Here is a 24030-nt window from a genome sequence, read left to right on the forward strand (position 1 = left end):
GGCTCAGCCGGCGGCGCCGCCGTCGCCGTCCACTGTGACGTCGCCGAAGGGGAGCAGCGGTTCCGCCCACGGGAAGACGTAGGTGAACAGGAGGTAGACCACCCCCAGGACGAGGAGCAGCGAGATGAGGGCCCGGACCAGGGGGTGCCCCGGAAGGTGTCGCCAGATCCAGCCGTACATGGTGCTCCCTCGACGCAACAGACTGGGGTCAAGAGTAGACCCGTGATCCGGGCGCGTGAGGCGCCCTTCCCCGGCAGCGCCCGCCCGTTGTGCTCCGGCGGCCCGCCGGCGGGTCGCGGCGGCGGCCCGGAGCGGCGCCCGGGCCGGTGGTCACCGGCCGGCCGTCACTGTCCCCCGGCCGAACCCAGGTCGACCGTGCCGGAGTAGCCGGGCACGCTGAGCTCGCCGCTCTCCTGCACCTTCCAGCCCAGCCCGTACGCCTGCACGTACTGCAGGTAGTTGCGGATCGTCGGGTCGGCGTCCACCGCGGACCGCAGCGCGTCCGTGCGCCCCACCGCCTTGACCACGTAGGGCGGGGAGTAGACCCGGCCCTGGAGCAGCAGGGTGTTGCCCACGCAGCGGACCGCACTGGTGGCGATCAGCCGCTGGTCCATCACCTGGACGCCCTCGGCGCCGCCCCGCCAGAGCGCGTTGACCACCGCCTGGATGTCCTGCTGGTGGATGACGAGGTCGTTGACGCCGGGCTCGGGCACCCCGGGGATGCGCGCGGTGGCGTTCGGCGGCGCGTCGTTGAGGGTGACGGTCAGTCCGGGCCCCTGCAGCGGTTCCAGGGCGGCGGCCTGCTGGAGGGCGGTCAGCCGGGCGGCGTCCGCGGGGCTGCGCCCCTGCTGGCCGGTGAGCGCCTGGGAACGCGCCTGGAGGTCGGCGAGCTGCTCCTGGGACTGCTGGTTCTGCGAGCTGCGCTGGCGTATCACGTCGCCGAGGCTCAGCAGCGAGTTGTCGGTCCGCAGATCGGTCCCGCGGGCGGTCTGCGCGCTGATGTAGAAGAGCAGGCCGGCGAGCGCGAAGACGGCGCAGGTCAGGGCACGGCCGACAATTCGGATGCCGGCGGCGCGAGAGCGGGCAGGCCGAGGAGGAATCGACAAATTAGGCACCGTACCCTTATCTCCTTCAGACCCGCCGAGCCACTACGCTAACGGACGCCGGTGGCATGTGCGGGACCGGTTCCCCTAACGTTCTCCACAGCCGCCACCCACCAGCCGCCCCACCCGCTGAACCCCTGCGCGGTCTCACAGCGCATCGACAGGAGAGCTCCTCGTGCCGAAGTCTCGACTCCGCAAGAAGTCCGATTACACCCCGCCGACGGTGGCAACGGTGAAGATCAGCTCGGGCCGAAGCTGGGTGGCCCCTCTGATGCTGGCACTGTTCCTGGTCGGTCTGGTCTGGATCGTCACCTATTACGTGACCAGTGGCACCTGGCCGGTCGAGAGCTGGGCCAACTGGAACATCCTGGTGGGCTTCGGCTTCATCGCGGCGGGATTCGGCGTCTCCACCCAGTGGAAGTGACGCCGGGGCCCAGGTCCTGAGCGTCCGCTCCGCCGCCCCGGCAGCGCCGTGCGGGGCGGCGCCTCGGTGTGTCCGGACACCGGACGGCGGTTACCCCGCTTATCACGCTTATCCACATGGTTATCCACACTGGGGAAAAGTCTCCCCAGCCTGTGGATAACTCGCGTCCGGCGCGCTGTCCACACCCGTGCGCACGCTCCCCCGAATGCCGAATACGCACAGCGGGACACGCGTAGAACAACAGTCCACAGTCCGGCTGGCGCACCGGCTGTGCACAACCCCCCACGCGCTGTGGACAAACGTCCGGGACGGTCACCCGCCGTAGCGGGCCGTCCCGACGAGGACCATCAGCAGCACCAGCCCGGCCACCCCCGCCACCGTCAGTGCCTGGACGACCGTCCGGCGCTCCCGCGGGGCGTACATCAGCCCGATCGCGGTCAGCGTGCCGGCGACCAGCCCGCCGATGTGCGCCCGCCAGTCGATGCCGGACACCGAGAAGGTGACGATCAGGTTGAAGACCAGCAGCGCGATCACCGGTCCCAGCGGCGTCCTGGTCTGCTTGTACATCACCACGGTCGCGCCGAGCAGGCCGAAGATGGCGCCGGACGCCCCCAGCGAGTTCATGAAGCCGCCGGCCAGCAGGAAGGCGAACGCGCTGCCGGCCAGGCCGGACAGCAGGTAGACGGCCAGGAAGCGGATCCGGCCGAGCGCCGCCTCCAGCGAGGGGCCGATCACCCAGAGCATCACCATGTTGGTGGCGATGTGCCACGGCGCGACGTGCAGGAAGGTCGCGGTCAGCAGCCGGTACCACTGGTCCGGCCCGGCCGCCACGCCGTACGGGAAGCCGGTGATCTGCGGGCCGACGCTGAACAGCGAGAGGTCCTCGGCCAGCCACGGCTCCAGCACGTAGGCGGCCAGCAGGAAGACCGCGAGGTTGAGTCCGAGCAGGACCTTGGTGACCAGCGCGCCGTCGGCGGCCGGCTTGCCGCCGAACCGCGTGGTCGCCTGCCGCACCTGCCGGTTGTCCCCGCTGACGCACTCCGGACAGTGGAAGCCCACCGAGGCGTTCACCATGCACCGCGGGCAGATCGGCCGACCGCACCGGGAGCAGCCGATACCGGTCTCCTGGTCCGGGTGCCGGTAGCAGCGGGACGCCCCGGACCCGCCGCCCGGCCGCGGGTCCTCGTCCGTCGGCGGCCTGGACTCGTCCGGGAGCATCAGCGGTAACCCCTTCTCGTACGTCGGCGGCGCGGTCCCGCCGGCACCCGCCGGACGGGTGGCACCGGGATCGTCAGCGTACTGCGGCGGGTCGGCGCCGAGCGATCTCCACCGGCCGGATCCGGTCCCCGGACGCCGGGCCGGGCGACCCGCCGCACCCCGCGTACGGCCCACTCCGGAGTGCTCCCAGACAAATCAACATGCATGATCAGCATTTAGGTGGATAAGTGCATATAGGACGCCACCAGGAGGAGAGACTCGTGACCCGTTTGGACTCAGCACGTGAGACGGCCGGCAAGACCCGGGAAACTCTCGCGCCCTACGCCGCCACCGCCAAGGAAACCGCGGTGCACCTCGCGGACGGCGCGAAGCAGCGGCTGGGGCCCGCTGTGGACGCCGTCGGGCCGAAGGCCTCCCAGGCAGCGCACAGCGCCCGTGTCCAGTACGCCAAGCACATCGCCCCGCAGTTCGAGCATGCCTTCGCCAGCCTTCCCCCGGAAGCCCAGAAGAACACCCTCAAGGCCCTCCACCGGGCCCAGGAGACCGCCCTGGCGGCCCGGCTCTCCGCGATCCGCGCCGCCGACCAGGCCCGCTCCACCGTGGTCCCCAAGGTCGCCCACGCGGTCGAGGAGGCCCGCGCCACCGTCACCCCCGTCGCGCTGGAGGCGCAGACCCGCGGCGCCGCCGCGCTGACCGCGCTGCAGGGCCACGTCACCTCGGCCGAGATCAGCGACCTCGCCGCCCGCAACGCCAGGAAGGAGCACCGCAACGGCTGGGCCACCGGCCTCGCCGTGGCGGGCGCCGTCGCCATCGGCAGCGGCATCCTGGTCTGGCAGTGGTGGCGGCACCAGGGCGACCCGGAGTGGCTCGTCGAGCCCACGACCGGGGCCCCCACCCCGGCGCCCGGCCCGGCCGAGGCCGCGGCCGCCCCGCGCCCCGGCGGCTCGCACGCCACGAGCGCCGGCACCGCGGACGGCACCGTGGACGCGGCCACCACCAGCCCGGTGAACGGCTCCACGGCCGAGACCGCGGCCGCGCGGGACGTCCCGACCGAGTCCGGCGCCGCCGAACCCGGCCCGTCCACCCCCGACGGGCCCGACCACGACGGGCCCGACCACGACGAGGACCGGCCCAAGCCGCACGACCCGCGCAAGCCGCACTGACCGGCCCGCACCCCCGCAGAACGCCGATCGGCCGCTGACCCGGATTCAGGTCAGCGGCCGATCGGCTGTTCGTCTGTGGAGCTTAGGAGACTCGAACTCCTGACATCTGCCTTGCAAAGGCAGCGCTCTACCAACTGAGCTAAAGCCCCTCGACGGCACCGCGTGTACCGCCGGGCACTAGCGTACCGGGTCCCGGCGCGAATCCCACGCCCTGTCCCCGCACTGGTGCCCGGCCGGTGCCAGAAGAGCCGGCCGGCCCGGTCGTCCGACCGGACCGACCGACCGGGGAGACGCGCTACGGCGTCTCCGAAGATCGTCGATCGTCAGATCGTCCGGGGCCTCAGCGACCGGCCGGGACCGGGTCGGTGGCCTCGGTCCACAGGTCCTGCTCGGCGCGGTCCGCCTGGACCTGACGGTAGACAAAGAAGCCGCCGAGGGCGACCAGGGCGACCAGGAGAAGCTTCTTCACCGCGGGACCTCGTCCTTCTTGCGTATCGGACTCAACAGCCGTGCGCCGACCGGATTGGCCGGGCCGACGAGTCCATGGGTTCTTACGAGCACGAACGGGCTGCCGGGTGCCAGACTGCCCTTGCGGCCGATGATACACACCGGTGTCCCAATCGTGACCAGCCACCGCTGCCGCCAACCGACCCGTCCGGCCGGAGGATTGACGCCATACCTCCTGTCGTACGGTCGGCCTGCCGGTGAGCGGCCCCGGGACGCCCTCCGGACCGACCCGGACCGGTCACCGGCGGGGCGGCGTGACCACCACGGCGGTACCGGAGGCGAGGTCCACCCTGGTCCGCGGCGGAGCCCCCTCCCCCTCCTCGTCGCGCAGCATCAGCGTGCTGCGCCGCTCGTCCAGCTCGTGCTGCTTGCCCGCCGCGAACTGGGCGTGCAGCTGCTCGAAGCCGGTCGACGAGATCTGCCCCTCACGGCCCGTCCCCCGCCAGGGGATCCAGCGGGCCCGGCGCGCCCGCAGCGCCAGTTGATCGACGAAGGCCAGCACGACCAGCGCGCAGACCAGTCCGGGAATGCTCATCGCCCAGAACAGCGCCATACCGCCACCATCCCTCCACCCAACCTCCCCCGGACAACCCCCGGGACGGGCCCGTGGTTCCCCGGTCCGGGCACGAGAACGCCGAAGGGCCCGGAGCAAGATCGCTCCGGGCCCTTCGCGGTGGTGGGCCTAACAGGACTTGAACCTGTGGCCTCTTCCTTATCAGGGAAGCGCTCTAACCGTCTGAGCTATAGGCCCTTGCCGCACTGAAAGATTAGCGGACCGACGGCCGATCTCCCAAATCCTGATCGGCACCGGCCCCGGCAGCAGTCCGCTGGTGGGAAGCGGTGGGGCGGCGGAGCAGCCACTCCTCACGGGTGGCCGGGAGGTGGGCCGCCCCCTCGGGACCGGTGCGCACGGCGAGGATCTGGTTGATCCCGATCCGGTTCTCCTCGAAGGCGAGCGCCGAGGCCGCCATGTACAGCCGCCAGACCCGGGCCCGGCCGCGGCCGACCAGGCGGACCGCCTCCGTCCAGTGCGCCTCCAGGTTGGCCACCCACTCGCGCAGCGTCAGCCCGTAGTGCTCGCGCAGCGACTCCACGTCGCGGACCTCGAAGCCGGCCTCCTCCAGCCGGGCCACGGTGGAACCGACCGGGGAGAGCTCGCCGTCCGGGAAGACGTAGCGGTCGATGAACGGGCTGGGGCGGTGCGGCTCGCCCGGGTGGTCCGGGCGGCGGGCGATCTGGTGGTTGAGCAGCCGGCCACCGGGCACCAGCAGGCCGTACAGGCCGTCGGCGTAGACCCGGTACTGCTCGGAGCCGACGTGCTCGGCCATGCCGACGCTGGAGATGGCGTCGAACGGGCCGTCCGGGATCTCCCGGTAGTCCTGCAGCCGGATCTCGATCCGGTCGGCCAGGCCGGCCTCCTCGACCCGCCGGCGGGCGAGCGCGACCTGCTCCTCGGAGATGGAGACGCCGACCGCCGTGACGCCGTAGTGCCGCGCGGCGTGCAGCACCAGCGAGCCCCAGCCGCAGCCGACGTCCAGCAGGCGCATCCCCGGCCGCAGGCCGAGCTTGCGGCAGATCAGGTCGAGCTTGGCCTCCTGGGCGGCCTCCAGGCTCTTGGCGGCGGGCTCCCAGTAGGCGCAGGAGTACACCATCGAGGAGCCCAGGACGAGCCCGTAGAAGTCGTTGCCGACGTCGTAGTGATGGCTGATCGCCGCGCGGTCCCGGCTGCGGCTGTGCACCCGGCCCCGGACGGACCCGGCCTCCTCCGGCGGCGGGGCGGGCTGCGGGCCGAGCGCACCCGCCCGGAGCAGCGCTCCCAGCACCCGGCGGCCCCGGGGGCCGACCACGTCGCCGGGGCCCAGCGCCAGCTGCCGGATCTCCGGGCGCTCGGCGAGGTGCGCGACGACCGTCAGCACCTCGTAGAGGTCGGCGCCCGGGGCGAGCTCCAGGTCCCCCGACACGTAGGCCCGGGCCAGGCCCAGCTCACCCGGCTGCCAGAGCAGCCGGCGCAGCGCCCGCCGGTTGCGCAGCACCACCGTGGGCGCCCCCGGCGGCCCGGCGACACTGCCGTCCCACACCTGCACCCGCAGCGGTACCGGGACCCCCAGCAGCCCTTCCAGGGCCTCGACCAGTTGCCTTGCGAGCTGAGCCATCGCGCGCCTCCGTCCAGCCGTACCTGCACAGCCGTACCCACCCCGGCCGGTCGGACCGGGGGGCGGGCCTGCGGCACTCGGTGACTCGGCACGAGCGCGTCCAGCTAATCCCACCGCGGCGGACGCCCGACCGGGCGGCACGCCGCGGGGACCGGCTGTCACCCGAAACGCCGACGGGCCCCGAAGGCTGCAACAGCCGTCGGGGCCCGCACATTCCGTCCGCGGACGACGATGTGACCGGGAGTCAGACCAGGTCCGGCGCGGCCGGGGTCAGTCCTCCTCGGCCAGGGTCAGCTCGATGCCACCGGTGAAGCCGGCGGCCGCGTTGTAGATGAACGCCGAGAGCGTGGAGAGCGCGGTCAGCAGCACGACGTCGACCACCGCGATCAGCGAGGTGAAGGTCATCACCTTGCCGAACCCGACGTAGTCCATCAGGTTGATGCCGCTGTTGGGCGCCTCGCCGGCGGTGACCTCCTTGAGGGTCTTGCCGAGCGAGTCGAAGACCCCGAGCGAGTCCAGCGTCATCCACAGGACGGCCGCCGCCACGATGATGATGATCCCGACCGCCAGCGACAGCAGGAAGCTCACCTTCATCACCGACCACGGGTCGGCCTTGGTGATCCGCAGCCGGGCCTTGCGGGTCCGGCCGAGGCCGGCGCCCCCGACGGCCGGCGCCGCGCCGGGCCGGCGCGGGACGCCGCCCGGGACGGGCGTCCCGCCGGGCGGGGTGTTGCCGCCCACCCGGGTGCCCCGGGGCGGCGTCGGCTGCCCCTTGGCGTACGTGGTCGGCTGCGAGAACCCGCTACCGCCCGGCGCCGGCGCTCCCGGCGGCGGAGGGGTCGGCTGCCCGCCGTACGTCGCCCCGCCCTGACCCGCCGCACCGGCCGGTGGCATCAGCGAGGTGGACGCGGCGGGGTGCTCGGCCGGCGGCTGCGGCACCCCGTAGCCCCCGCCGCCCTGTGCTGCGCCCGGACGGCCGCCGGTGGCTCCTCCCGCAGCACCCGTGGCTCCACTCACTGGTCCTCCCGCACTTCCCACCAGGGCGGCGGCGCCGCCCTGCGTCGTCACTCGTCATCCAGCACCCGGCGGGATTGCCCGGAACTGGTCGGCGGCCGGCACCGCCGCGCCCGTGTTCGGACGCAACGGCACCGGCCTGCGCGGTAGGGGTCAGGCCTGGGCTTCCTCGCCGCCCGCCACCGTCTCCGTACCCTCGGCCACCTCGGTGGACTCGGCGTCGGACGCCTCGTCCTCCAACAGCTCCTCGCCCTCGGCCTCCGCGTTGCGGGCCATGCCCACCACCGCGTCGCGCTTTCCGAGGTTGATCAGTTGGACGCCCATGGTGTCACGTCCGGTTTCACGAACCTCGGAAACCCTCGTGCGGATCACCCCGCCCGAGAGGGTGATCGCCATGATCTCGTCGCTGTCGTCCACCACCAGGGCGCCGACCAGCGATCCGCGGCCCTCGACGATCTTCGCCGCCTTAGTGCCGAAACCGCCGCGCCCCTGGACACGGTACTCGTCCACCCCGGTGCGCTTGGCGTAGCCACCGTCGGTGGCGGTGAAGACGTACGTCCCCGGCCGGACCACGTTCATCGACAGCAGCTCGTCGTCCTCGCGGAAGGACATGCCCTTGACGCCGGAGGTGGCGCGGCCGGTGGGCCGCAGCGCGTCGTCGGTCGCGGTGAAGCGGATCGACTGGGCCTTGCGGGAGACCAGCAGCAGGTCGTCCTCGGCGGAGACCAGCTCGGCGCCGATCAGCTCGTCGTCCCGGCCCTCCTCGTCCTGGCGCAGGTTGATCGCGATCAGGCCGCCGGAGCGGGGCGAGTCGTAGTCCTTGAGCGCGGACTTCTTCACCAGACCGGCCCGGGTGGCGAGCACGAGGTACGGCTTGTCCTCGTAGGTGCGCACCGCCATCACCTGGGTGATGTGCTCCTCCGGCTGGAAGGCCAGCAGGTTGGCCACGTGCTGGCCGCGGGCGTCCCGGCCGGCGTCCGGCAGCTCGTAGCCCTTGGCCCGGTAGACCCGGCCCTTGTTGGTGAAGAACAGGATCCAGTTGTGGGTCGTCGTCACGAAGAAGTGGTCGACGATGTCGTCCTGCTTGAGCTGCGCACCGCGCACGCCCTTGCCGCCGCGCTTCTGCGAGCGGTAGAGGTCGGAGCGGGTCCGCTTGACGTAGCCGCCACGGGTGATCGTGACGACGATGTCCTCCTCGGCGATGAGGTCCTCGATGGAGAGGTCGCCGTCGGAGGGGATCAGGGTGGAGCGCCGCTCGTCGCCGTACTTCTCGACGATCGCGGTCAGCTCCTCGGAGATGATCTCGCGCTGACGACTCGGGGAGGCCAGGATCGCGTTGTACTCGTCGATCTTGCGCTGCAGCTCGTCGTGCTCGTCCATGATCCGCTGGCGCTCCAGGGCGGCCAGGCGGCGCAGCTGCATCTCCAGGATCGCGTTGGCCTGGAGCTCGTCGATGGCGAGCAGCTCCATCAGGCCGCTGCGGGCGGCGTCGGCGCTGGCCGAGGCCCGGATCAGCGCGATGACCTCGTCGATCATGTCCAGGGCGCGCAGCAGGGCGCGCAGGATGTGCGCCCGCTCCTCGGCCTTGCGCAGCCGGAAGGTGGTGCGCCGGACGATGACGTCGACCTGGTGGTTGACCCAGTGCCGGATGAAGGCGTCGAGCGAGAGCGTGCGCGGCACGCCGTCGACCAGCGCCAGCATGTTGGCGCCGAAGTTGGTCTGCAGGTCGGTGTGCTTGTAGAGGTTGTTCAGCACGACCTTGGCGACGGCGTCCCGCTTGAGCACGATGACCAGGCGCTGGCCCGTGCGCGAGGAGGACTCGTCGCGGACGTCGGCGATGCCGGCGACCTTGCCGTCCTTGACCAGGTCGGCGATCTTCAGCGCGAGGTTGTCGGGGTTGACCTGGTAGGGCAGCTCGGTGATCACCAGGCACTGGCGGCCCTGGATCTCCTCGACCTCGACCACCGCGCGCATGGTGATCGAGCCGCGCCCGGTGCGGTACGCCTCCTCGATCCCGCGGCGGCCGACGATCAGCGCGCCGGTCGGGAAGTCCGGGCCCTTGATCCGCTCGATCAGGGCCTCCAGCAGCTCCTCGTTGGAGGCCTCCGGGTGCTCCAGCGCCCAGAGCGCGCCGGAGGCGACCTCGCGCAGGTTGTGCGGCGGGATGTTGGTGGCCATGCCGACCGCGATGCCGGTGGCACCGTTGACCAGCAGGTTGGGGATGCGCGCGGGCAGGACGGTGGGCTCCTGCGAGCGGCCGTCGTAGTTGGCGGCGAAGTCGACGGTCTCCTCGTCGATGTCGCGCATCATCTCCATGGCCAGCGGCATCAGCTTGCACTCGGTGTAGCGCATGGCCGCGGCCGGGTCGTTGCCCGGCGAGCCGAAGTTGCCGTTGCCGTCCACCAGCGGCATCCGCAGCGACCACGGCTGGGCCAGGCGGACCACGGTGTCGTAGATCGAGGTGTCACCGTGCGGGTGGTAGTTGCCCATGACGTCGCCGACGACGCGGGCGCACTTGTAGTAGCCCTTCTCGGGGCGGTACCCGCCGTCGTACATGGCGTAGAGCACGCGCCGGTGCACCGGCTTGAGGCCGTCGCGGACCTCGGGCAGCGCACGGCTGACGATCACGCTCATCGCGTAGTCGAGGTACGAGCGCTGCATCTCGGTCTCGAGCTCGATCGGCTCGACCCGGGACACGAAGGTGTCGGTGGCGGTGCTGGCGTCCGGCTGCTCGCCGTCGGGACGGTTGTCGTCGACCACTGGTGGTCAGTTTCCTTTCACGCGTGACTGGACTGTGCTGGCAGGGGCGGGCCCCGTCACACGTCCAGGAAGCGGACGTCCTTGGCGTTGCGCTGGATGAAGGAGCGGCGGGCCTCGACGTCCTCGCCCATCAGGACGGAGAAGAGGTCGTCGGCGCGGGCCGCGTCCTCCAGGGTGATCTGCTGGAGCAGGCGGTGGGCCTGGTCCATGGTGGTCACCCGCAGTTCCTCGGCGTTCATCTCGCCGAGACCCTTGAAGCGCTGGATCGCGTCGTCCTTGGGCAGCCGGCGACCGGCCGCGACGCCCGCCGCGATGGTGGCGTCGCGCTCGCGGTCGGAGTAGACGTAGTCGAAGTCGTCCTTGCTCCACTTGATCTTGTACAGCGGGGGCATCGCGAGGTAGACGTAGCCCGACTCGACCAGCGGCCGCATGAAGCGGAACAGCAGGGTGAGCAGCAGGGTGCGGATGTGCTGCCCGTCGACGTCGGCGTCCGCCATCAGGACGATCTTGTGATAGCGCAGCTTGGACTCGTCGTAGTCCTCCTGGATGCCGCAGCCGAAGGCCGAGATCAGCGCCTGGACCTCGGTGTTCTGCAGCACCTTGTCGATCCGGGCCTTCTCGACGTTCAGGATCTTGCCGCGGATCGGGAGGATCGCCTGGATGCGCGGGTCACGGCCCTGCTTGGCGGAGCCGCCGGCGGAGTCGCCCTCGACGATGAAGATCTCGCACTCGGCCGGGTCCTTGGACTGGCAGTCGCTCAGCTTGCCGGGCAGCGAGGCGGACTCCAGCAGGCCCTTGCGGCGGGTCAGGTCCCGTGCCTTCCGGGCGGCCACGCGCGCGGTGGCGGCCTGGATGGACTTGCGGATGATGTCCGAGGCCTCGTTCGGGTTGCGGTCCAGCCAGTCGTTCAGCTGCTCGTGGACCACCCGCTGGACGAAGGTCTTCGCCTCGGTGTTGCCCAGCTTGTCCTTGGTCTGGCCCTCGAACTGCGGCTCACCGAGCTTGACCGAGATGATCGCGGTCAGACCCTCGCGGATGTCCTCGCCGGAGAGGTTGTCGTCCTTCTCGCGGAGCAGCTTCTTGTCCCGCGCGTAGCGGTTGACCAGGCCGGTCAGCGCCGCGCGGAAGCCCTCTTCGTGGGTACCGCCGCCGTGGGTGTGGATGGTGTTGGCGAACGAGTAGACCCCCTCCGTGTACGAGGAGTTCCACTGCATCGCGACCTCCACGGAGATTGTCTTCTCCTTGTCCTCCGCCTCGAAGTCGATCACCGAGGGGTGGATCACGTCGCCCTTGCGGGAGTTGAGGTGGGCGACGAAGTCGGCGATGCCGCCGTCGTACCGGTACGTGACGGAGAGCGGGTTGCCCTCCTCGTCCGCGTGCTCCGGCCGCTCGTCGGTCAGCGAGATGGTCAGGCCCTTGTTGAGGAACGCCATCTCCTGGAAGCGCCGGGAGAGCGTCTCGAAGGAGTAGACCGTGGTCTCGAAGATGTCCGGGTCGGCCCAGAACGTGACGGTGGTGCCGGTCCGCTCGGTCGGCTCGCCCTTCACCAGGGCGGCGGTCGGCGCGCCCATCTTGTATTCCTGGGTCCAGAGGTGCCCGTCCCGGTGGATCTCCACCGCGAGACGGGTGGACAGGGCGTTCACCACCGAGACGCCGACGCCGTGCAGGCCGCCGGAGACGGCGTAGCCGCCGCCGCCGAACTTGCCGCCCGCGTGCAGGACGGTGAGCACGACCTCGACGGCCGGCTTCTCCTGGCCGGGGACGATGTCCACCGGGATGCCTCGGCCGTTGTCGACGACGCGGACCGCGCCGTCGGCGAGGAGCGTGACGTCGATGGTGTCGGCGTACCCGGCCATCGCCTCGTCGACGGAGTTGTCCACGACCTCCTGCACCAGGTGATGCAGGCCACGCTCACCGGTCGAGCCGATGTACATGCCGGGGCGCTTGCGGACGGCGTCGAGGCCCTCCAGCACCTGGATGTTGCTTCCGGTGTAGGTGCTCTCGGCCGCCTGCTCGGTCTGGTCTGGGGTCTGGCTGGGGTTGCCGGAATCGGCCACGAAGCGCCCTCTCTGGCACAGCGCGGGCCGCATCCCCGCCCCGTGCGGGCGAGCGTGCGACCACGGCGTTTCGACTCGGTTGCCACTAGCAACAGTGTTTGGCTCTCAGTCTACCGGTAGGACTGACAGAGATGGGCTTTTGGCAGCCCCTGAGGGCAGATACGCCGCCCTGAATCCCCTCTGCACATGTCCCGATACTCGCCCCGGGGGCACAGAGCGCCTGGAAGGGCCGTCAGGGGTTCCGGAAGATTCCGGTCCGCTCGACCCCGGGCGCCCGCGGTCACCCCCAGGTGTCGCCCGGCCCCTTGCTCCCCGGCGCGCGCAGCCGGCCGTAGCCGCGGACCGGCGCGGCCGGCCCCAGCACCTTGATCGTCTTGACCGTGCCGCGGCCCAGCTCGTGATTCAGACGGGCCACCAACTGCCTTGCCAGCCAACGCAGTTGAGTGGCCCAGGCGGTGGAGTCGCACTGCACGGTGAGCACCGCGGCCGCGTCGTCGTAGGAGGTGGGCTCGCAGTGCGCCGAGATGTCGGGGCCGACGATCTGCGCCCAACGGCCCATCACCCCGCCGACCGCCGCCGAGGACTCCCACCCGCGCTCGGTCAGCAGCCGGTTCAGCGCCGCCCCCAGCGGCACCGGGTCACGGCCGTCCGAGCGCGCACCGCTGCGCAGCCCGTACCGCTTCGCCTCGCGCTTCTCCCGGACCTGCTCGCCCCGTTGGCGGGCCTGCGCCCGGGCCGCCCGCAGCGCCGAGCGGGCCAGGTCGGCGCCGGTCGGTGCCGGGCCGGCCGGCTGCCCGGCCTCCGGCTGGTCGGCGGCCGGTGGGAGGGCGGTGAGCGGGAGGGCGGTCAGTGGGAGGGCACCCGGCTGAGGGGTCTTCCCGGTCGGATCGCTCATGGCGATCTCCTTTCCCCAGCCTGTGGACAACGGTCGCGGCTACGCGCCGGTGAGCCGTCCAGCGTACGGGAGCGGACGGGGACGGGGGCACGCCGGACGGCGGGTCGAAGGGGCGGCAGGTGTGGAGGTGCGGTGGAGGAACGGGGCGCGCGGCCGCCGTCCGTCAGGCGTCGACCCGGCGGACCGCGCCGTCGGCCACCGAGTACCGGGCCCCGGCCAGGGCCTTCGGCACGTCCTCCGCGACCGCCGCGGTGACCAGGACCTGCTCGCCGCCGGCGACCAGCTCGGCCAGCCGGTCGCGGCGGGTGGCGTCCAGCTCGGCGAAGACGTCGTCGAGGATCAGCACCGGTTCGCCGCCGTCGGCGCGCAGCAGCTCGTAGGAGGCCAGCCGCAGCGCCAGCGCGAACGACCAGGACTCGCCGTGGCTGGCGTAGCCCTTGGCCGGCAGCGGCCCGAGCCGCAGGCCCAGCTCGTCGCGGTGCGGCCCGACCAGCGTCAGACCGCGCTCGACCTCCTGCTTGCGGGCCGCCCGCAGGGCCTGGAGCAGCTGCTCCTCGGCCTGCTCGCGGCTGGTCGGCAGCTCGCCCTCGAAGGAGCTGCGGTACTCCAGCACGGTCTCGCCGCCGGCGGGCGCGAGCTGCCCGTACGCGGCCGTCACCAGCGGTTGCAGGGAGGCGACCAGCTGGATCCGGAAGGCGGTCAGCTCGGCTCCGGCGCGTGCCAGGTGGCCGTCCCAGACCTCCAGGGTGGAGAGGTCCGCGCCCTTGCCGCCGCCGGAGCGGCGGGCCATCGCGGCGGTCTTCAGCAGGGCGTTGCGCTGCTTCAGCACCCGCTCGTAGTCCTGCCGGACGCCGGCCAGCCGGGGCGCCCGGGCGGTCAGCAGCTCGTCCAGGAAGCGCCGGCGCTCGCCCGGGTCGCCCTTGACCAGGCTGAGGTCCTCGGGGGCGAACAGCACGGTGCGCAGCAGGCCCAGGACGTCCCTGGGCCGGACGTTGTCGGAGCGGTTGATCCGGGCGCGGTTGGCCTTGCCCGGGGTGATCTCCAGTTCGACCAGGGTGCTGCGGCTCCCGGCCACCACCGAGGTGCGGATCACCGCCCGCTCGGCGCCGAGCCGGATCAGCGGGGCGTCGGTGGCCACCCGGTGGCTGCCCAGGGTGGCGATGTAGCCGATCGCCTCGACCAGGTTGGTCTTGCCCTGGCCGTTGGGCCCGACGAACGCCGTCACGCCCGGGTCGAGGGGAACCTCGGCCCGGGCGTAGGAACGGAAGTCGGCGAGCGACAGATGCGCGACGTGCATGGCTGTGGACTGCGCTCGCCTTCTGTGGACGTCCCGGTGGGGCGGACTACTTCGACTCGACCGCGTGGCCGCCGAACTGGTTGCGCAGCGCGGCGATCATCTTCATCTGCGGCGAGTCGTCCTGGCGGGAGGCGAACCGGGCGAAGAGCGAGGCGGTGATCGCGGGCAGCGGCACGGCGTGGTCGATCGCGGCCTCGACCGTCCAGCGGCCCTCGCCGGAGTCGGCGGCCCAGCCCTTGAGCTTGGCCAGGTGCTCGTCGTCGTCCAGCGCGCGAACGGCGAGGTCCAGCAGCCAGGAGCGGATGACCGTGCCCTCCTGCCAGCTGCGGAAGACCTCGCGCACGTCGGTGACCTCGGGGGCCGCCTCGAGCAGCTCCCAGCCCTCGGCGAAGGCCTGCATCATCGCGTACTCGATGCCGTTGTGGACCATCTTGGCGAAGTGGCCGGCGCCGACCGCGCCCGCGTGCACCGAGCCGAAGTCGCCCTCGGGCTTGAGGGCGTCGAAGACCGGCTGCGCCTTGGCGACGTGCTCGGCGTCGCCGCCGTACATCAGCGCGTAGCCGTTCTCCAGGCCCCAGACGCCGCCGGAGACGCCGCAGTCGACGAAGCCGATGCCCTTGGCGGCCAGCGACTCGGCGTGCTTGATGTCGTCCGTCCAGCGGGAGTTCCCGCCGTCCACGACCACGTCGCCGGGGGAGAGCAGCTCGGCGAGCTCGTCCACGGTCGCCTGGGTGGCGGCCCCGGCCGGAACCATGACCCAGACCACGCGCGGGCCCTGGAGCTTGGTCACGAGCTCCTGGAGGCTCTCGACATCGGAGATGTCGGGGTTGCGGTCGTAACCGATGACGGTGTGGCCGGCGCGGCGGATCCGCTCGCGCATGTTGCCGCCCATCTTGCCGAGACCGATGAGGCCGAGCTCCATGACCAAGTCCTTACCTGGGGTGACGTGCCTGCCTGCGGCGCCGTTGCCGCGCTGCCCTGAGCCTACGCGCTGAAGCGCGAGGGCCTCCCCGTGGTCGGGCCGACCGGGGGAGGCCTTCCACAGGCTGGACGCCCGGGCTGTGGACAACCCGGGCGACGCGCGCTCGTGACACCGGCGGGGCGGCCGGAGCCGCCCCGGGCGGTCGGTCAGCCGGAGAGGCGGACCGGCATGATCAGGTACTGGTAGGCCTCGTCGGCCTCGGTGTCCACCGAGGCCTTGCCGCTGAGCAGCGCCGGCTTGGTCGGCGTGGTGAAGCTCAGCTGGGCGTAGGCGGAGTCGATGGCCTTGAGGCCCTCCTCCAGGTAGCCCGGATTGAAGGCGATCGAGATGTCGTCGCCCTCCAGGTCCGCGTCGATCCGCTCGGTGGCCTGGGCGTCGTCGCCCGAACCGGCCTCCAGCGTCAGCACGCCCTGCTCGAAGTTGAGCCGGACCGGGGTGTTGCGCTCGGCGACCAGCGAGACGCGCTTGAGCGCCTCCAGGAAGGGCTGGGTCTGGATCGCGGCGACGGCGCTGAACTCCGTCGGGAAGAGGCTGCGGAACTTGGGGAACTCGCCCTCCAGCAGCCGGGTGGTGGTCCGGCGGCCGGCGCCCTCGAAGCCGATCAGGCCCTCGCCCGCGCCGCCCGAGGACAGCGCGATCGAGACGGTGTCGCCGCTGCCCAGGGACTTGGCGATGTCCTGCAGCGTCTTGGCGGGGACCAGCGCGACCGCCGAGATGTCCGGCTGCTCGGGCTTCCACAGCAGCTCGCGGACGGCGAAGCGGTAGCGGTCGGTGGCGGCCAGGGTGATCCGGTCGCCCTCGATCTCGACCCGCACACCGGTGAGCACCGGGAGGGTGTCGTCGCGGCCGGCGGCCACCGCGGCCTGGCTGACCGCCGAGGCGAACACGTCACCGGAGACGGTGCCGGTCGCGGTCGGCATCTGGGGCAGGGCCGGGTACTCGTCCACCGGCAGGGTGGGGAGGGTGAACCGGGAGCTGCCGCAGACCACGCTGACCCGCTGGCCGTCGGTGGAGATCTCCACAGGCCTGTTGGGAAGGTTGCGCGAGATGTCGTTCAGCAGCCGGCCGGAGACCAGCACGGTGCCGGCCTCCTCGACGTCCGCCTCCAGCTCGACCCGGGCCGAGACCTCGTAGTCGAAGCCGGACAGCGCCAGGCTGCCCTCCTGCGCCGTCAGCAGCAGGCCGGCCAGCACCGGCACCGGCGGCCGTGCCGGGAGGCTGCGGGCAGCCCAGGCCACCGCCTCCGCGAGGACGTCACGCTCCACCCGGAACTTCACCGGTAACCGCCTCCTGGATCGAGCGCTCCCGCTCGCAAAGTCTGGTTGGTCTGATCTTGGTCGTCGGTGCGGCCGGCCGCCGAGCTCTGCCACTCCGCATCCAGTCGCAGAGGACAGTCTGACGTACTCCACCGACAGACGGGGCAGACGGGCGGAAGCAGGCCGAACAGATGTCGGGGAGCGGTTGTCCACAGATTTCGGCCCCACCTGCTTTCAAGCCCTTCAACTGGTCTATAGGTGTAGTGGTAGTAGTAGGGCCTGTGGAAACCGTGGATAACCCTGTTCGTGCAGGTCAGGCCCGGTTTTTTGTCCACAGGAGGTGTGGACGGCGGCTGTGGACGAACAGGGCCCGCTGTGGACAGCGGAGCGTTACCCACAGGGCACGTTGGGTATCCACAGGTTATCCCCAGCGCTGTCCCCAGATCCGGGCCCGGTTATCCACGGGGGCCGGTCAACATTTCGTGACGCCTTTCACACCAGGGCATGAACGCGGGCCCACGGTTGTCGAACTGTGGACGCGGCTGTGGACAACCTGGGGATAACCACCGCCACCCTGGGGACAACCGGTGGACAACCCGAATGGCCCACTGACGGCCCGCCAATTGTCCACAGCCTGTGGATAACTGTTGTGCACAAGTCCACAGGCACCTGACCTGCGCGGAAGAGCGTAGCGGCGCGCGGCCTGTGGAGGAATTCTGGATAACTCGCGGGCCGGTGGCCTGTGGACGGTGGAGAACCGGCTCCGCCTGTGGACAACGGCCCTGCGCGCCCGGGGTGTTCGAATCACCGGTCAGATGTTCGGCGCGGGCGGCGGACTGGCGGAGCGTCCGTCGGGGCATTCCTGCCCAGCCGATCGGCGACGCACACCTCCGGATATGCCGAAAGGGCGTCAGGATCGCTCCTGACGCCCTCGCAGGGGTGTGGACGGCCCGTCCGGCCGGTCCGGCTAGCTCTTGATGCGGTTGGTCAGTTCGGTGACCTGGTTGTAGATCGAGCGCCGCTCGGCCATCAGCGACCGGATCTTGCGGTCGGCGTGCATCACCGTGGTGTGGTCGCGGCCGCCGAACTGCGCGCCGATCTTCGGCAGCGAGAGGTCGGTCAGCTCCCGGCAGAGGTACATGGCGATCTGGCGCGCCGTCACCAGCACCCGGCTGCGGGAGGATCCGCAGAGGTCGTCCACGCCCAGCCCGAAGTAGGCGGCGGTCTGCTGCATGATGACCTGCGCGGTGATCTCCGGTCCGGCGTCCTCGTCCCCGCCGGGGATGAGGTCCTTGAGGACGATGCCGGCCAACTCCAGGTCCACCGGCGCCCGGTTGAGGTTGGCGAAGGCGGTGACCCGGATCAGGGCGCCCTCCAACTCCCGGATGTTGCGGGTGATCCTGGACGCGATGAACTCCAACACGTCCGCCGGGGCGTTGAGTTGCTCCTGGATCGCCTTCTTGCGCAGGATCGCGATCCGGGTCTCCAACTCCGGCGGGGTGACGTCGGTGATCAGCCCCCACTCGAAGCGGTTGCGCAGCCGGTCCTCCAGCGTGATCAGCTGCTTGGGCGGCCGGTCGGACGAGAGGACGATCTGCTTGTTCGCGTTGTGCAGGGTGTTGAAGGTGTGGAAGAACTCCTCCTGCGTGGACTCCTTGCTCGCCAGGAACTGCACGTCGTCCACGAGCAGGATGTCCATGTCCCGGTACCGCTTGCGGAACGCGTCCGCCTTGCCGTCCCGGATCGAGTTGATGAACTCGTTGGTGAACTCCTCCGACGACACGTAGCGCACCCGGGTGCCCGGGAAGAGGCTGCGCGAGTAGTGCCCGATGGCATGCAGCAGGTGGGTCTTGCCCAGCCCGGACTCGCCGTAGATGAAGAGCGGGTTGTACGCCTTGGCCGGGGCCTCGGCGACGGCCACCGCCGCCGCGTGCGCGAAGCGGTTGCTCGCGCCGATGACGAAGGTGTCGAAGAGGTACTTGGGGTTCAGCCGGGCCGCGGGCTCGTCCTTGCGGGAGCCGCCGGCCGGGGGAGCGCCGGGCGGGGCCGGCACGCCGGGGACGGCCGGGCGGTCGGTGGCGCGCTCGGGGCCGGGCTTCTCCGCGGGCCGGCCGGGGGCCGGGCGCCCGCCGGGACCGCGCCGGGCACCACCGGTCCGTGGGTGCTCGCCGGGGCCGGGGCCGTAGGCGCCGCCGAAGAGGTCGCCCTGGGTGGTCGACGAGGGGCCGTGCGCCGGGCGGGGAGCCGGGCGCTGGGCGGGCGGTTCCTGCTCGGGGTAGCCGGAACCGTGCTCGGGATAGCCCTGGTGGCTCTGGTGACCCTGGTGGCTCTGGTGGCTCTCCCAGGGCTGGTTCTGCGGCGGGCCGCCGTAGCCGCCGCCCGGCGGCCGGCCCGAGCCGTACGCCGGGGCCTGGTGCTCCTGGTAGCCGCCGCCGTCGTCGTACCGGTCGTGCTCGTAGCCGGACTCGGAGTCGTAGCGGCGCTCGTAGCCCTGGTGCCCGTAGTCGCCGCCGTCGTCGCGCTGGTACGGCTCGCCGGCCGGCGGCTCGTCCTGCGCGGGCGCGGGGGTGGTGGGGACGGCGTTGGCGTCGACCATCACCGCGATCCGGACCGGGCGGCTGAGTTCGCGGCTGAGCGCCTCGGTCAGCTGGGGCAGCAGTCGCCCCTCCAGTACCTGCTTGGCCCGCTCGTTGGGGGTCGCCAGCAGGGCGGTGTCGTGCATCATCCACATCGGCTGGGTGCGCTGCACCCACTGCTTGTCCATCTCCCCGACGTCCGGGTCGCTGACCAGCCGCTCGACGACTCTCGCCCAGACCGGGACGAGGTCGCTGTTGACATCAGCCACTGGTGCACGCTTTCTCGGTTCCCCGCGGCTCCAGCAGGGGTGGTGGATCAAGAGACTGTGGATCTGTGTCCGTTGACGAAGAACAAAACCAGACAAGTCCTGCAACGGTAGTCAGCGAACAGAGCCGGATCAAGTCGTTGTCCACAGGCTGTGGGCGACGGGGGCCGTGAGCGCGGCCCGGGGCGTCCGTCGTGAAGGGCTGGTTTGACCCTCGCGCCCCGTCCCGCGTACCGTAACCAGGTCGAGTTGTCGATGGCCGCTGCCGCATGTCCGCGGGTCCACCCGCTCCATAAGGCGCGCAGCACGGGCGCCGTGGATTGCCCTGAACCCCAGCCGAACTGGGAGGACGGGTCGGATTTCCGTATCAGGGGAGATCACGCGGACGCACGGTGACGGCCAAGCGACTTCCCGTCATCCTACGATTCACCTCAGGAGCCCCCGAGTGAGCAAGCGCACCTTCCAGCCGAACAACCGTCGCCGCGCGAAGACCCACGGCTTCCGGCTGCGTATGCGTACCCGCGCCGGCCGTGCCATCCTGGCCGCCCGCCGTGGCAAGGGCCGCAGCGCCATCTCCGCCTGATCCGCGCCAGAGTCTGTTGTGCTGCCCTCCGAGAATCGGCTGCGGCGGCGCCAGGACTTCGCGACCGCGGTGAAACGCGGTCGCCGGGCCGGCCGGCCCCTACTGGTCGTCCATCTCAGCAGAGACGGCGACCTCACGGGGCAGGCCGACCGGGCCAGCGACTCCCGCCCGCACGTCGCCGAGGGGACTCCTTCGGCGCGTGCGGGTTTCGTCGTGAGCAAGGCCGTCGGTCCGGCGGTCGTCCGTAACCTGGTCAAGCGCCGACTGCGCCACCTCGTCCGTGATCGTCTCTCCGGGCTGCCCGCCGGTAGCCTGATAGTGGTGCGTGCGCTGCCCCCGGCCGCGTCCGCCTCGTACCAGGACCTGGAACGCGACCTGGACGCGGCGCTCAAGCGGCTGCTGAAGGCGGAGCCCGCCGTGACGGCGCCGACGGGAGCAGGTCGATGAAGTACCTGCTGATGGGTCTGATCAGGGTCTACCAGTGGACCATCAGCCCGCTGCTCGGTCCGGTCTGCCGCTACTACCCCTCCTGCTCGCACTACGGCTTCGAGGCCGTGAAGGTGCACGGGGCGGTCAAGGGCGGCGGCCTGACCGTGTGGCGCATCCTGCGCTGCAATCCGTGGACGCCCGGCGGGGTCGATCATGTTCCGCCGCGCAAGCACCCGGTGTGGCACCGCCGGCTGCGTGACCTGCTGAACCGCGGGTCCGCCGCCGATCAGCCGGTGGCCACGCCCCCCGCCGGTCCGGACCCAGAGGGCCCGGCGACCATTGGTCCCGTGGGGCCGATCCCAATGTCCAAGGAGCCTGACCGGTGACCTTCTCCTTCCTGAACCCCCTGTACACAGCGGTGTCCTGGATCATCGTCCAGTTCCACTCGCTGTACAGCCACGTCTTCGACCCGAACGGTGGCTGGGCCTGGGGTCTTGCCATCGCCTCGATGGTGGTCGTCATCCGGATCTGCCTGATCCCGCTCTTCGTGAAGCAGATCAAGGCGACCCGGGCCATGCAGGCGATCCAGCCGAAGATGAAGGCCATCCAGGAGCGCTACAAGAACGACAAGCAGCGCCAGTCCGAAGAGATGATGAAGCTGTACAAGGAGGCGGGTACCAACCCGTTCTCCAGCTGCCTTCCCATCATCGTGCAGGCGCCGTTCTTCACCGCCCTCTACGGCGTGCTCGCCAAGGTCGCCAAGAGCGAGCCGATCGGCGTCATCCACGGCGACCTGCTGACCAGCGCCGGCCAGGCGCACATCTTCGGCGCCCCGCTGTCGGCGACCTTCCTCGGCAGCAGCGAGGTCAGCGTCAAGATCGTCACCGCGGTGATGATCATCCTGATGTCGCTGTCGCAGTTCATCACGCAGCGCCAGCTGATGACCAAGAACGTCGACCTCACGATCAAGACGCCGTTCATGCAGCAGCAGAAGATGCTGATGTACGTCTTCCCGATCATGTTCGCCGTGATGGGCATCAACTTCCCCGTCGGTGTGCTGGTCTACTGGCTGACCACCAACGTCTGGTCGATGGGCCAGCAGCTGATCGTCATCCGGAACAACCCGACGCCCGGCAGCAAGGCCTGGGACGAGCGCCAGGTCCGGCTGAAGAAGAACGGCCGCCTCAACCCGGACGGCTCGGAGATCAAGGGCGCCCTCTGGGGCATGCTGCCCCCGAAGAAGACGGCCGCGTCCGCCGAGGCCGTCGTCGAAGACGCGGTGCAGGTGCGCCGCCAGCAGCCGCGCAAGCAGACCAAGTCGCAGCGCCAGCACACCGGTGCCGCCCCGACGGCCAGCCTCACCAAGGACGCCCCGGCCCCGGCCGAGGAGTCCGAGGCCGCGGTCCCGGCCGAGTCCGCCGGTGCCAAGCCGACCGCGACCAGGCCCGCCGGGGCCAAGTCCGGCCCGGCCCGGCAGGGCGGCCGGCAGCAGCCGAAGCGCGGTGGGCAGGGCGGCCAGCGGCCGAAGAAGAAGTCCTGACCGACCGGCCCCGGACCGTCCCAGCGGCCCTCTGAACCTCGTTCCCGGCCCACCATCCGGGCCCATCCCCGAAGGAGTCCATCAGTGACGGAAGGCACCACCTCCGCCGTCGAGGTCGAGGCCGCTTCCAGCGCCGACGAGAGCCTCGTCTCCCGCCTGGAGCAGGAGGGCGACATCGCGGCGGACTACCTGGAGGGTCTGCTCGACATCGCCGACCTCGATGGGGACATCGACATGGACGTCGAGGGCGACCGCGCCCTGGTGTCCATCGTCGGCGACGGCAATGACCGCGCCCTGCAGCGCCTGGTCGGCCAGGACGGCGAGGTGCTGGAGGCCCTGCAGGAGCTGACCCGGTTGGCTGTCCACCGGGAGACCGGCGAGCGCAGCCGCCTCATGCTGGACATTGCCGGCTTCCGCGCCCGCAAGCGCACCGAGCTGGCCGAGCTCGGGGCCGAGGCCGCGGAGCAGGTCAGGAGCTCGGGGGAGCAGGTCAAGCTGCGGGCCATGACGCCCTTCGAGCGCAAGGTCGTGCACGACGCCGTGGCCGCGGCCGGTCTGCGCAGTGAGTCGGAGGGCGAAGAGCCCCAGCGGTGCGTGGTCGTGTTGCCGGCCTGACACCGGGGAAGTCGATGACCGGCCGCTTCGGCGACCGGTGACCTTCAGAGGACTCGACCCCGTCCGCCTCGTGCGGGCGGGGTCGTCGTCCCTTCGCGGGGCGTGGCCCGGCGAAAGATGTTTCACGTGAAACAGTGCGGAGAGCGGGTCGGTGGATCCGGGGAGCGGAGAGGTCGAGATGGACACGGAGAGCGCGGCAGCCGGGGAGCCGGCGGCGGGTGCCGGTAGTTCGGCCGCTGAGGGCCCGGGCGCCGAAGGCGCGGCGGCCGAGGGGCTGGCCGCCGCCCCGGCCGTGGCTCGGGAGGTCTTCGGTGACCGCTACGAGGCGGCGGTCCGCTACACCGAGCTGCTGGCCACCGCGGGAGTCCAGCGCGGGCTGATCGGCCCTCGCGAGGTGCCCCGGCTCTGGGACCGCCACGTGCTGAACTGCGCGGTGCTCGCCGAGCTGCTGCCGCCCGGGTCGACCCTGTGCGACGTCGGCTCCGGGGCCGGGCTGCCCGGCATCCCCGTCGCGCTGGCGCGCCCGGACGTCTCGGTGACGCTGCTGGAGCCGCTGCTGCGCCGCACCACCTTCCTGGAGGAGGTGGTCCGCGAGCTCGGCCTGGAGAACGTCACCGTGCTGCGCGGGCGGGCCGAGGAGATGGTCGGCAAACTCGCGGTGGACGTGGTGACCGCCCGGGCGGTGGCACCGCTGGACCGGCTCGCCGGCTGGGGCATGCCGCTGCTGCGCCCGCACGGCCAGATGCTGGCGCTCAAGGGCGACAGCGCCGAGCAGGAGCTGGCCGACTCGCGGGCCGGGCTGGCCAAGCTGGGCGCGGTCGAGTGGACGGTCATCTCGGTGGGCGAGGGCACGCTGGAGACCTCGACCCGGGTGATCCAGGTGAAGGCGGGGGAGAGCCCCGGCGGGGTCAGGGCGGCGACCCGGCGGGCCCGGGCGGCCCGGGCCGGGCGCAACGCCGGGGCTCCGCGCACCGGTGAGCGGAGCCGGGGCGGACGGCGCCGCAGCCGCTGAGCGTGCCGGAACGCCGAACGGGCGGGTGGTCCTCGGACCACCCGCCCGTTCGGCGTTCCGGCCGCGCGTGGTCGTCGTCCCCGGCACCCGGGCCCGCGCCGAAGGAGCCCGCGGCGGGCCCGGTGGCGCCGGAGCGACCGGCGGGCGGCCGACCGGGTGACTCCCGGCAACCGGAGTGTC

22 protein-coding genes and 2 tRNA genes are annotated in these 24030 nt (G+C 71.5%); 8 read left to right on the top strand and 16 right to left on the bottom strand.

Going from position 1 to position 24030, the window contains the following annotated elements; translation table 11 throughout:
• Nucleotides 1-3: 3 nt before the first annotated feature.
• The gene (locus ACZ4UX_RS00385) at nucleotides 4-180 is read right to left on the bottom strand and encodes a hypothetical protein (protein WP_329488814.1); all 177 of its coding nucleotides are present in this window, start codon (nucleotides 178-180) and stop codon (nucleotides 4-6) included.
• 164 nt (nucleotides 181-344) lie between these two features.
• Nucleotides 345-1106, bottom strand: a complete 762-nt coding sequence (locus ACZ4UX_RS00390; protein WP_329488813.1) for a DUF881 domain-containing protein — start codon at nucleotides 1104-1106, stop codon at nucleotides 345-347.
• Between the two features lie 172 nt (nucleotides 1107-1278).
• On the opposite strand from ACZ4UX_RS00390, the gene crgA reads away from it, so the two are divergent.
• Entirely contained in the window at nucleotides 1279-1527 is a 249-nt protein-coding gene (crgA, locus tag ACZ4UX_RS00395) for a cell division protein CrgA (protein ID WP_329488811.1), read from the top strand.
• 312 nt (nucleotides 1528-1839) lie between these two features.
• On the opposite strand, the gene ACZ4UX_RS00400 is transcribed toward crgA, so the two are convergent.
• Nucleotides 1840-2745 (bottom strand): rhomboid family intramembrane serine protease, encoded by a 906-nt coding sequence (locus ACZ4UX_RS00400; protein ID WP_465704584.1) that lies wholly within the window; start codon nucleotides 2743-2745, stop codon nucleotides 1840-1842.
• A 260-nt stretch (nucleotides 2746-3005) separates the two neighbouring features.
• Here ACZ4UX_RS00400 and ACZ4UX_RS00405 point away from each other — a divergent pair, with 260 nt between their 5' ends.
• The gene (locus tag ACZ4UX_RS00405) at nucleotides 3006-3908 is read left to right on the top strand and encodes a DUF5324 family protein (RefSeq protein WP_465704586.1); all 903 of its coding nucleotides are present in this window, start codon (nucleotides 3006-3008) and stop codon (nucleotides 3906-3908) included.
• A gap of 76 nt (nucleotides 3909-3984) precedes the next feature.
• Here the strand turns inward: ACZ4UX_RS00405 and ACZ4UX_RS00410 are convergent.
• From ACZ4UX_RS00410 to dnaA, 13 genes are all read right to left on the bottom strand, one after another.
• A tRNA-Ala gene (locus tag ACZ4UX_RS00410) sits at nucleotides 3985-4057 on the bottom strand.
• Between the two features lie 191 nt (nucleotides 4058-4248).
• Nucleotides 4249-4377 (bottom strand): DLW-39 family protein, encoded by a 129-nt coding sequence (locus ACZ4UX_RS00415; RefSeq protein WP_014137031.1) that lies wholly within the window; start codon nucleotides 4375-4377, stop codon nucleotides 4249-4251.
• 276 nt (nucleotides 4378-4653) lie between these two features.
• Nucleotides 4654-4968: a DUF6191 domain-containing protein gene (locus ACZ4UX_RS00420; RefSeq protein WP_329488808.1), complete on the bottom strand. Its 315-nt coding sequence runs from the start codon at nucleotides 4966-4968 to the stop codon at nucleotides 4654-4656.
• 121 nt (nucleotides 4969-5089) lie between these two features.
• Nucleotides 5090-5166, bottom strand: a tRNA-Ile gene (locus tag ACZ4UX_RS00425).
• Nucleotides 5167-5182: 16 nt separating this feature from the next.
• Entirely contained in the window at nucleotides 5183-6568 is a 1386-nt protein-coding gene (locus tag ACZ4UX_RS00430; protein WP_465704588.1) for a class I SAM-dependent methyltransferase, read from the bottom strand.
• A 270-nt stretch (nucleotides 6569-6838) separates the two neighbouring features.
• Nucleotides 6839-7585: a DUF3566 domain-containing protein gene (locus ACZ4UX_RS00435; RefSeq protein ID WP_465704590.1), complete on the bottom strand. Its 747-nt coding sequence runs from the start codon at nucleotides 7583-7585 to the stop codon at nucleotides 6839-6841.
• A gap of 150 nt (nucleotides 7586-7735) precedes the next feature.
• The gene (gene gyrA / locus ACZ4UX_RS00440) at nucleotides 7736-10342 is read right to left on the bottom strand and encodes a DNA gyrase subunit A (protein ID WP_465704592.1); all 2607 of its coding nucleotides are present in this window, start codon (nucleotides 10340-10342) and stop codon (nucleotides 7736-7738) included.
• Nucleotides 10343-10398: 56 nt separating this feature from the next.
• The gene (gene gyrB, locus ACZ4UX_RS00445; RefSeq protein ID WP_465704594.1) at nucleotides 10399-12432 is read right to left on the bottom strand and encodes a DNA topoisomerase (ATP-hydrolyzing) subunit B; all 2034 of its coding nucleotides are present in this window, start codon (nucleotides 12430-12432) and stop codon (nucleotides 10399-10401) included.
• Between the two features lie 247 nt (nucleotides 12433-12679).
• On the bottom strand, nucleotides 12680-13294 hold the full coding sequence (locus ACZ4UX_RS00450) for a DciA family protein (RefSeq protein ID WP_465704596.1): 615 nt from the start codon (nucleotides 13292-13294) through the stop codon (nucleotides 12680-12682).
• Nucleotides 13295-13457: 163 nt separating this feature from the next.
• The gene (recF, locus tag ACZ4UX_RS00455; protein WP_329488803.1) at nucleotides 13458-14591 is read right to left on the bottom strand and encodes a DNA replication/repair protein RecF; all 1134 of its coding nucleotides are present in this window, start codon (nucleotides 14589-14591) and stop codon (nucleotides 13458-13460) included.
• 46 nt (nucleotides 14592-14637) lie between these two features.
• On the bottom strand, nucleotides 14638-15513 hold the full coding sequence (gnd, locus tag ACZ4UX_RS00460; protein WP_465704598.1) for a phosphogluconate dehydrogenase (NAD(+)-dependent, decarboxylating): 876 nt from the start codon (nucleotides 15511-15513) through the stop codon (nucleotides 14638-14640).
• Between the two features lie 206 nt (nucleotides 15514-15719).
• Nucleotides 15720-16850, bottom strand: coding sequence for a DNA polymerase III subunit beta (dnaN, locus tag ACZ4UX_RS00465; protein ID WP_329488801.1), 1131 nt, complete (start codon nucleotides 16848-16850; stop codon nucleotides 15720-15722).
• A gap of 946 nt (nucleotides 16851-17796) precedes the next feature.
• Nucleotides 17797-19674: a chromosomal replication initiator protein DnaA gene (dnaA, locus tag ACZ4UX_RS00470; RefSeq protein ID WP_465704600.1), complete on the bottom strand. Its 1878-nt coding sequence runs from the start codon at nucleotides 19672-19674 to the stop codon at nucleotides 17797-17799.
• Nucleotides 19675-20116: 442 nt separating this feature from the next.
• On the opposite strand from dnaA, the gene rpmH reads away from it, so the two are divergent.
• The 6 genes from rpmH to rsmG all read left to right on the top strand — a co-directional run bounded on the left by rpmH (nucleotide 20117) and on the right by rsmG (nucleotide 23850).
• Complete coding sequence (gene rpmH / locus ACZ4UX_RS00475; protein WP_148643823.1) at nucleotides 20117-20254, top strand: 50S ribosomal protein L34; 138 nt, start codon at nucleotides 20117-20119, stop codon at nucleotides 20252-20254.
• 18 nt (nucleotides 20255-20272) lie between these two features.
• Nucleotides 20273-20701: a ribonuclease P protein component gene (rnpA, locus tag ACZ4UX_RS00480; RefSeq protein ID WP_352288575.1), complete on the top strand. Its 429-nt coding sequence runs from the start codon at nucleotides 20273-20275 to the stop codon at nucleotides 20699-20701.
• On the top strand, nucleotides 20698-21069 hold the full coding sequence (gene yidD / locus ACZ4UX_RS00485; protein WP_352288573.1) for a membrane protein insertion efficiency factor YidD: 372 nt from the start codon (nucleotides 20698-20700) through the stop codon (nucleotides 21067-21069). Before rnpA ends, yidD begins: the two co-directional genes overlap by 4 nt.
• A complete protein-coding gene (gene yidC, locus ACZ4UX_RS00490; RefSeq protein WP_465704602.1) occupies nucleotides 21066-22223 on the top strand; it encodes a membrane protein insertase YidC in 1158 nt (385 codons plus the stop codon). Before yidD ends, yidC begins: the two co-directional genes overlap by 4 nt.
• Before the next feature lie 84 nt (nucleotides 22224-22307).
• A complete protein-coding gene (locus ACZ4UX_RS00495; protein ID WP_465704604.1) occupies nucleotides 22308-22838 on the top strand; it encodes a Jag family protein in 531 nt (176 codons plus the stop codon).
• Between the two features lie 178 nt (nucleotides 22839-23016).
• On the top strand, nucleotides 23017-23850 hold the full coding sequence (rsmG, locus tag ACZ4UX_RS00500; RefSeq protein WP_465704606.1) for a 16S rRNA (guanine(527)-N(7))-methyltransferase RsmG: 834 nt from the start codon (nucleotides 23017-23019) through the stop codon (nucleotides 23848-23850).
• Nucleotides 23851-24030 lie beyond the last annotated feature (180 nt).

The organism is Kitasatospora sp. NPDC028961 (assembly GCF_055564815.1).

Excerpts from the sequence above, each read along its gene's own strand:
- ACZ4UX_RS00385 (WP_329488814.1), bottom strand. The coding sequence starts at position 180 with ATGTACGGCTGGATCTGGCGACACCTTCCGGGGCACCCCCTGGTCCGG.
- ACZ4UX_RS00400 (WP_465704584.1), bottom strand. The coding sequence starts at position 2,745 with ATGCTCCCGGACGAGTCCAGGCCGCCGACGGACGAGGACCCGCGGCCG.
- ACZ4UX_RS00420 (WP_329488808.1), bottom strand. The coding sequence starts at position 4,968 with ATGGCGCTGTTCTGGGCGATGAGCATTCCCGGACTGGTCTGCGCGCTG.
- ACZ4UX_RS00430 (WP_465704588.1), bottom strand. The coding sequence starts at position 6,568 with ATGGCTCAGCTCGCAAGGCAACTGGTCGAGGCCCTGGAAGGGCTGCTG.
- gyrB (WP_465704594.1), bottom strand. The coding sequence starts at position 12,432 with ATGCGGCCCGCGCTGTGCCAGAGAGGGCGCTTCGTGGCCGATTCCGGC.
- ACZ4UX_RS00450 (WP_465704596.1), bottom strand. The coding sequence starts at position 13,294 with ATGAGCGATCCGACCGGGAAGACCCCTCAGCCGGGTGCCCTCCCACTG.
- recF (WP_329488803.1), bottom strand. The coding sequence starts at position 14,591 with ATGCACGTCGCGCATCTGTCGCTCGCCGACTTCCGTTCCTACGCCCGG.
- gnd (WP_465704598.1), bottom strand. The coding sequence starts at position 15,513 with ATGGAGCTCGGCCTCATCGGTCTCGGCAAGATGGGCGGCAACATGCGC.
- yidD (WP_352288573.1), top strand. The coding sequence starts at position 20,698 with ATGAAGTACCTGCTGATGGGTCTGATCAGGGTCTACCAGTGGACCATC.
- rsmG (WP_465704606.1), top strand. The coding sequence starts at position 23,017 with ATGGACACGGAGAGCGCGGCAGCCGGGGAGCCGGCGGCGGGTGCCGGT.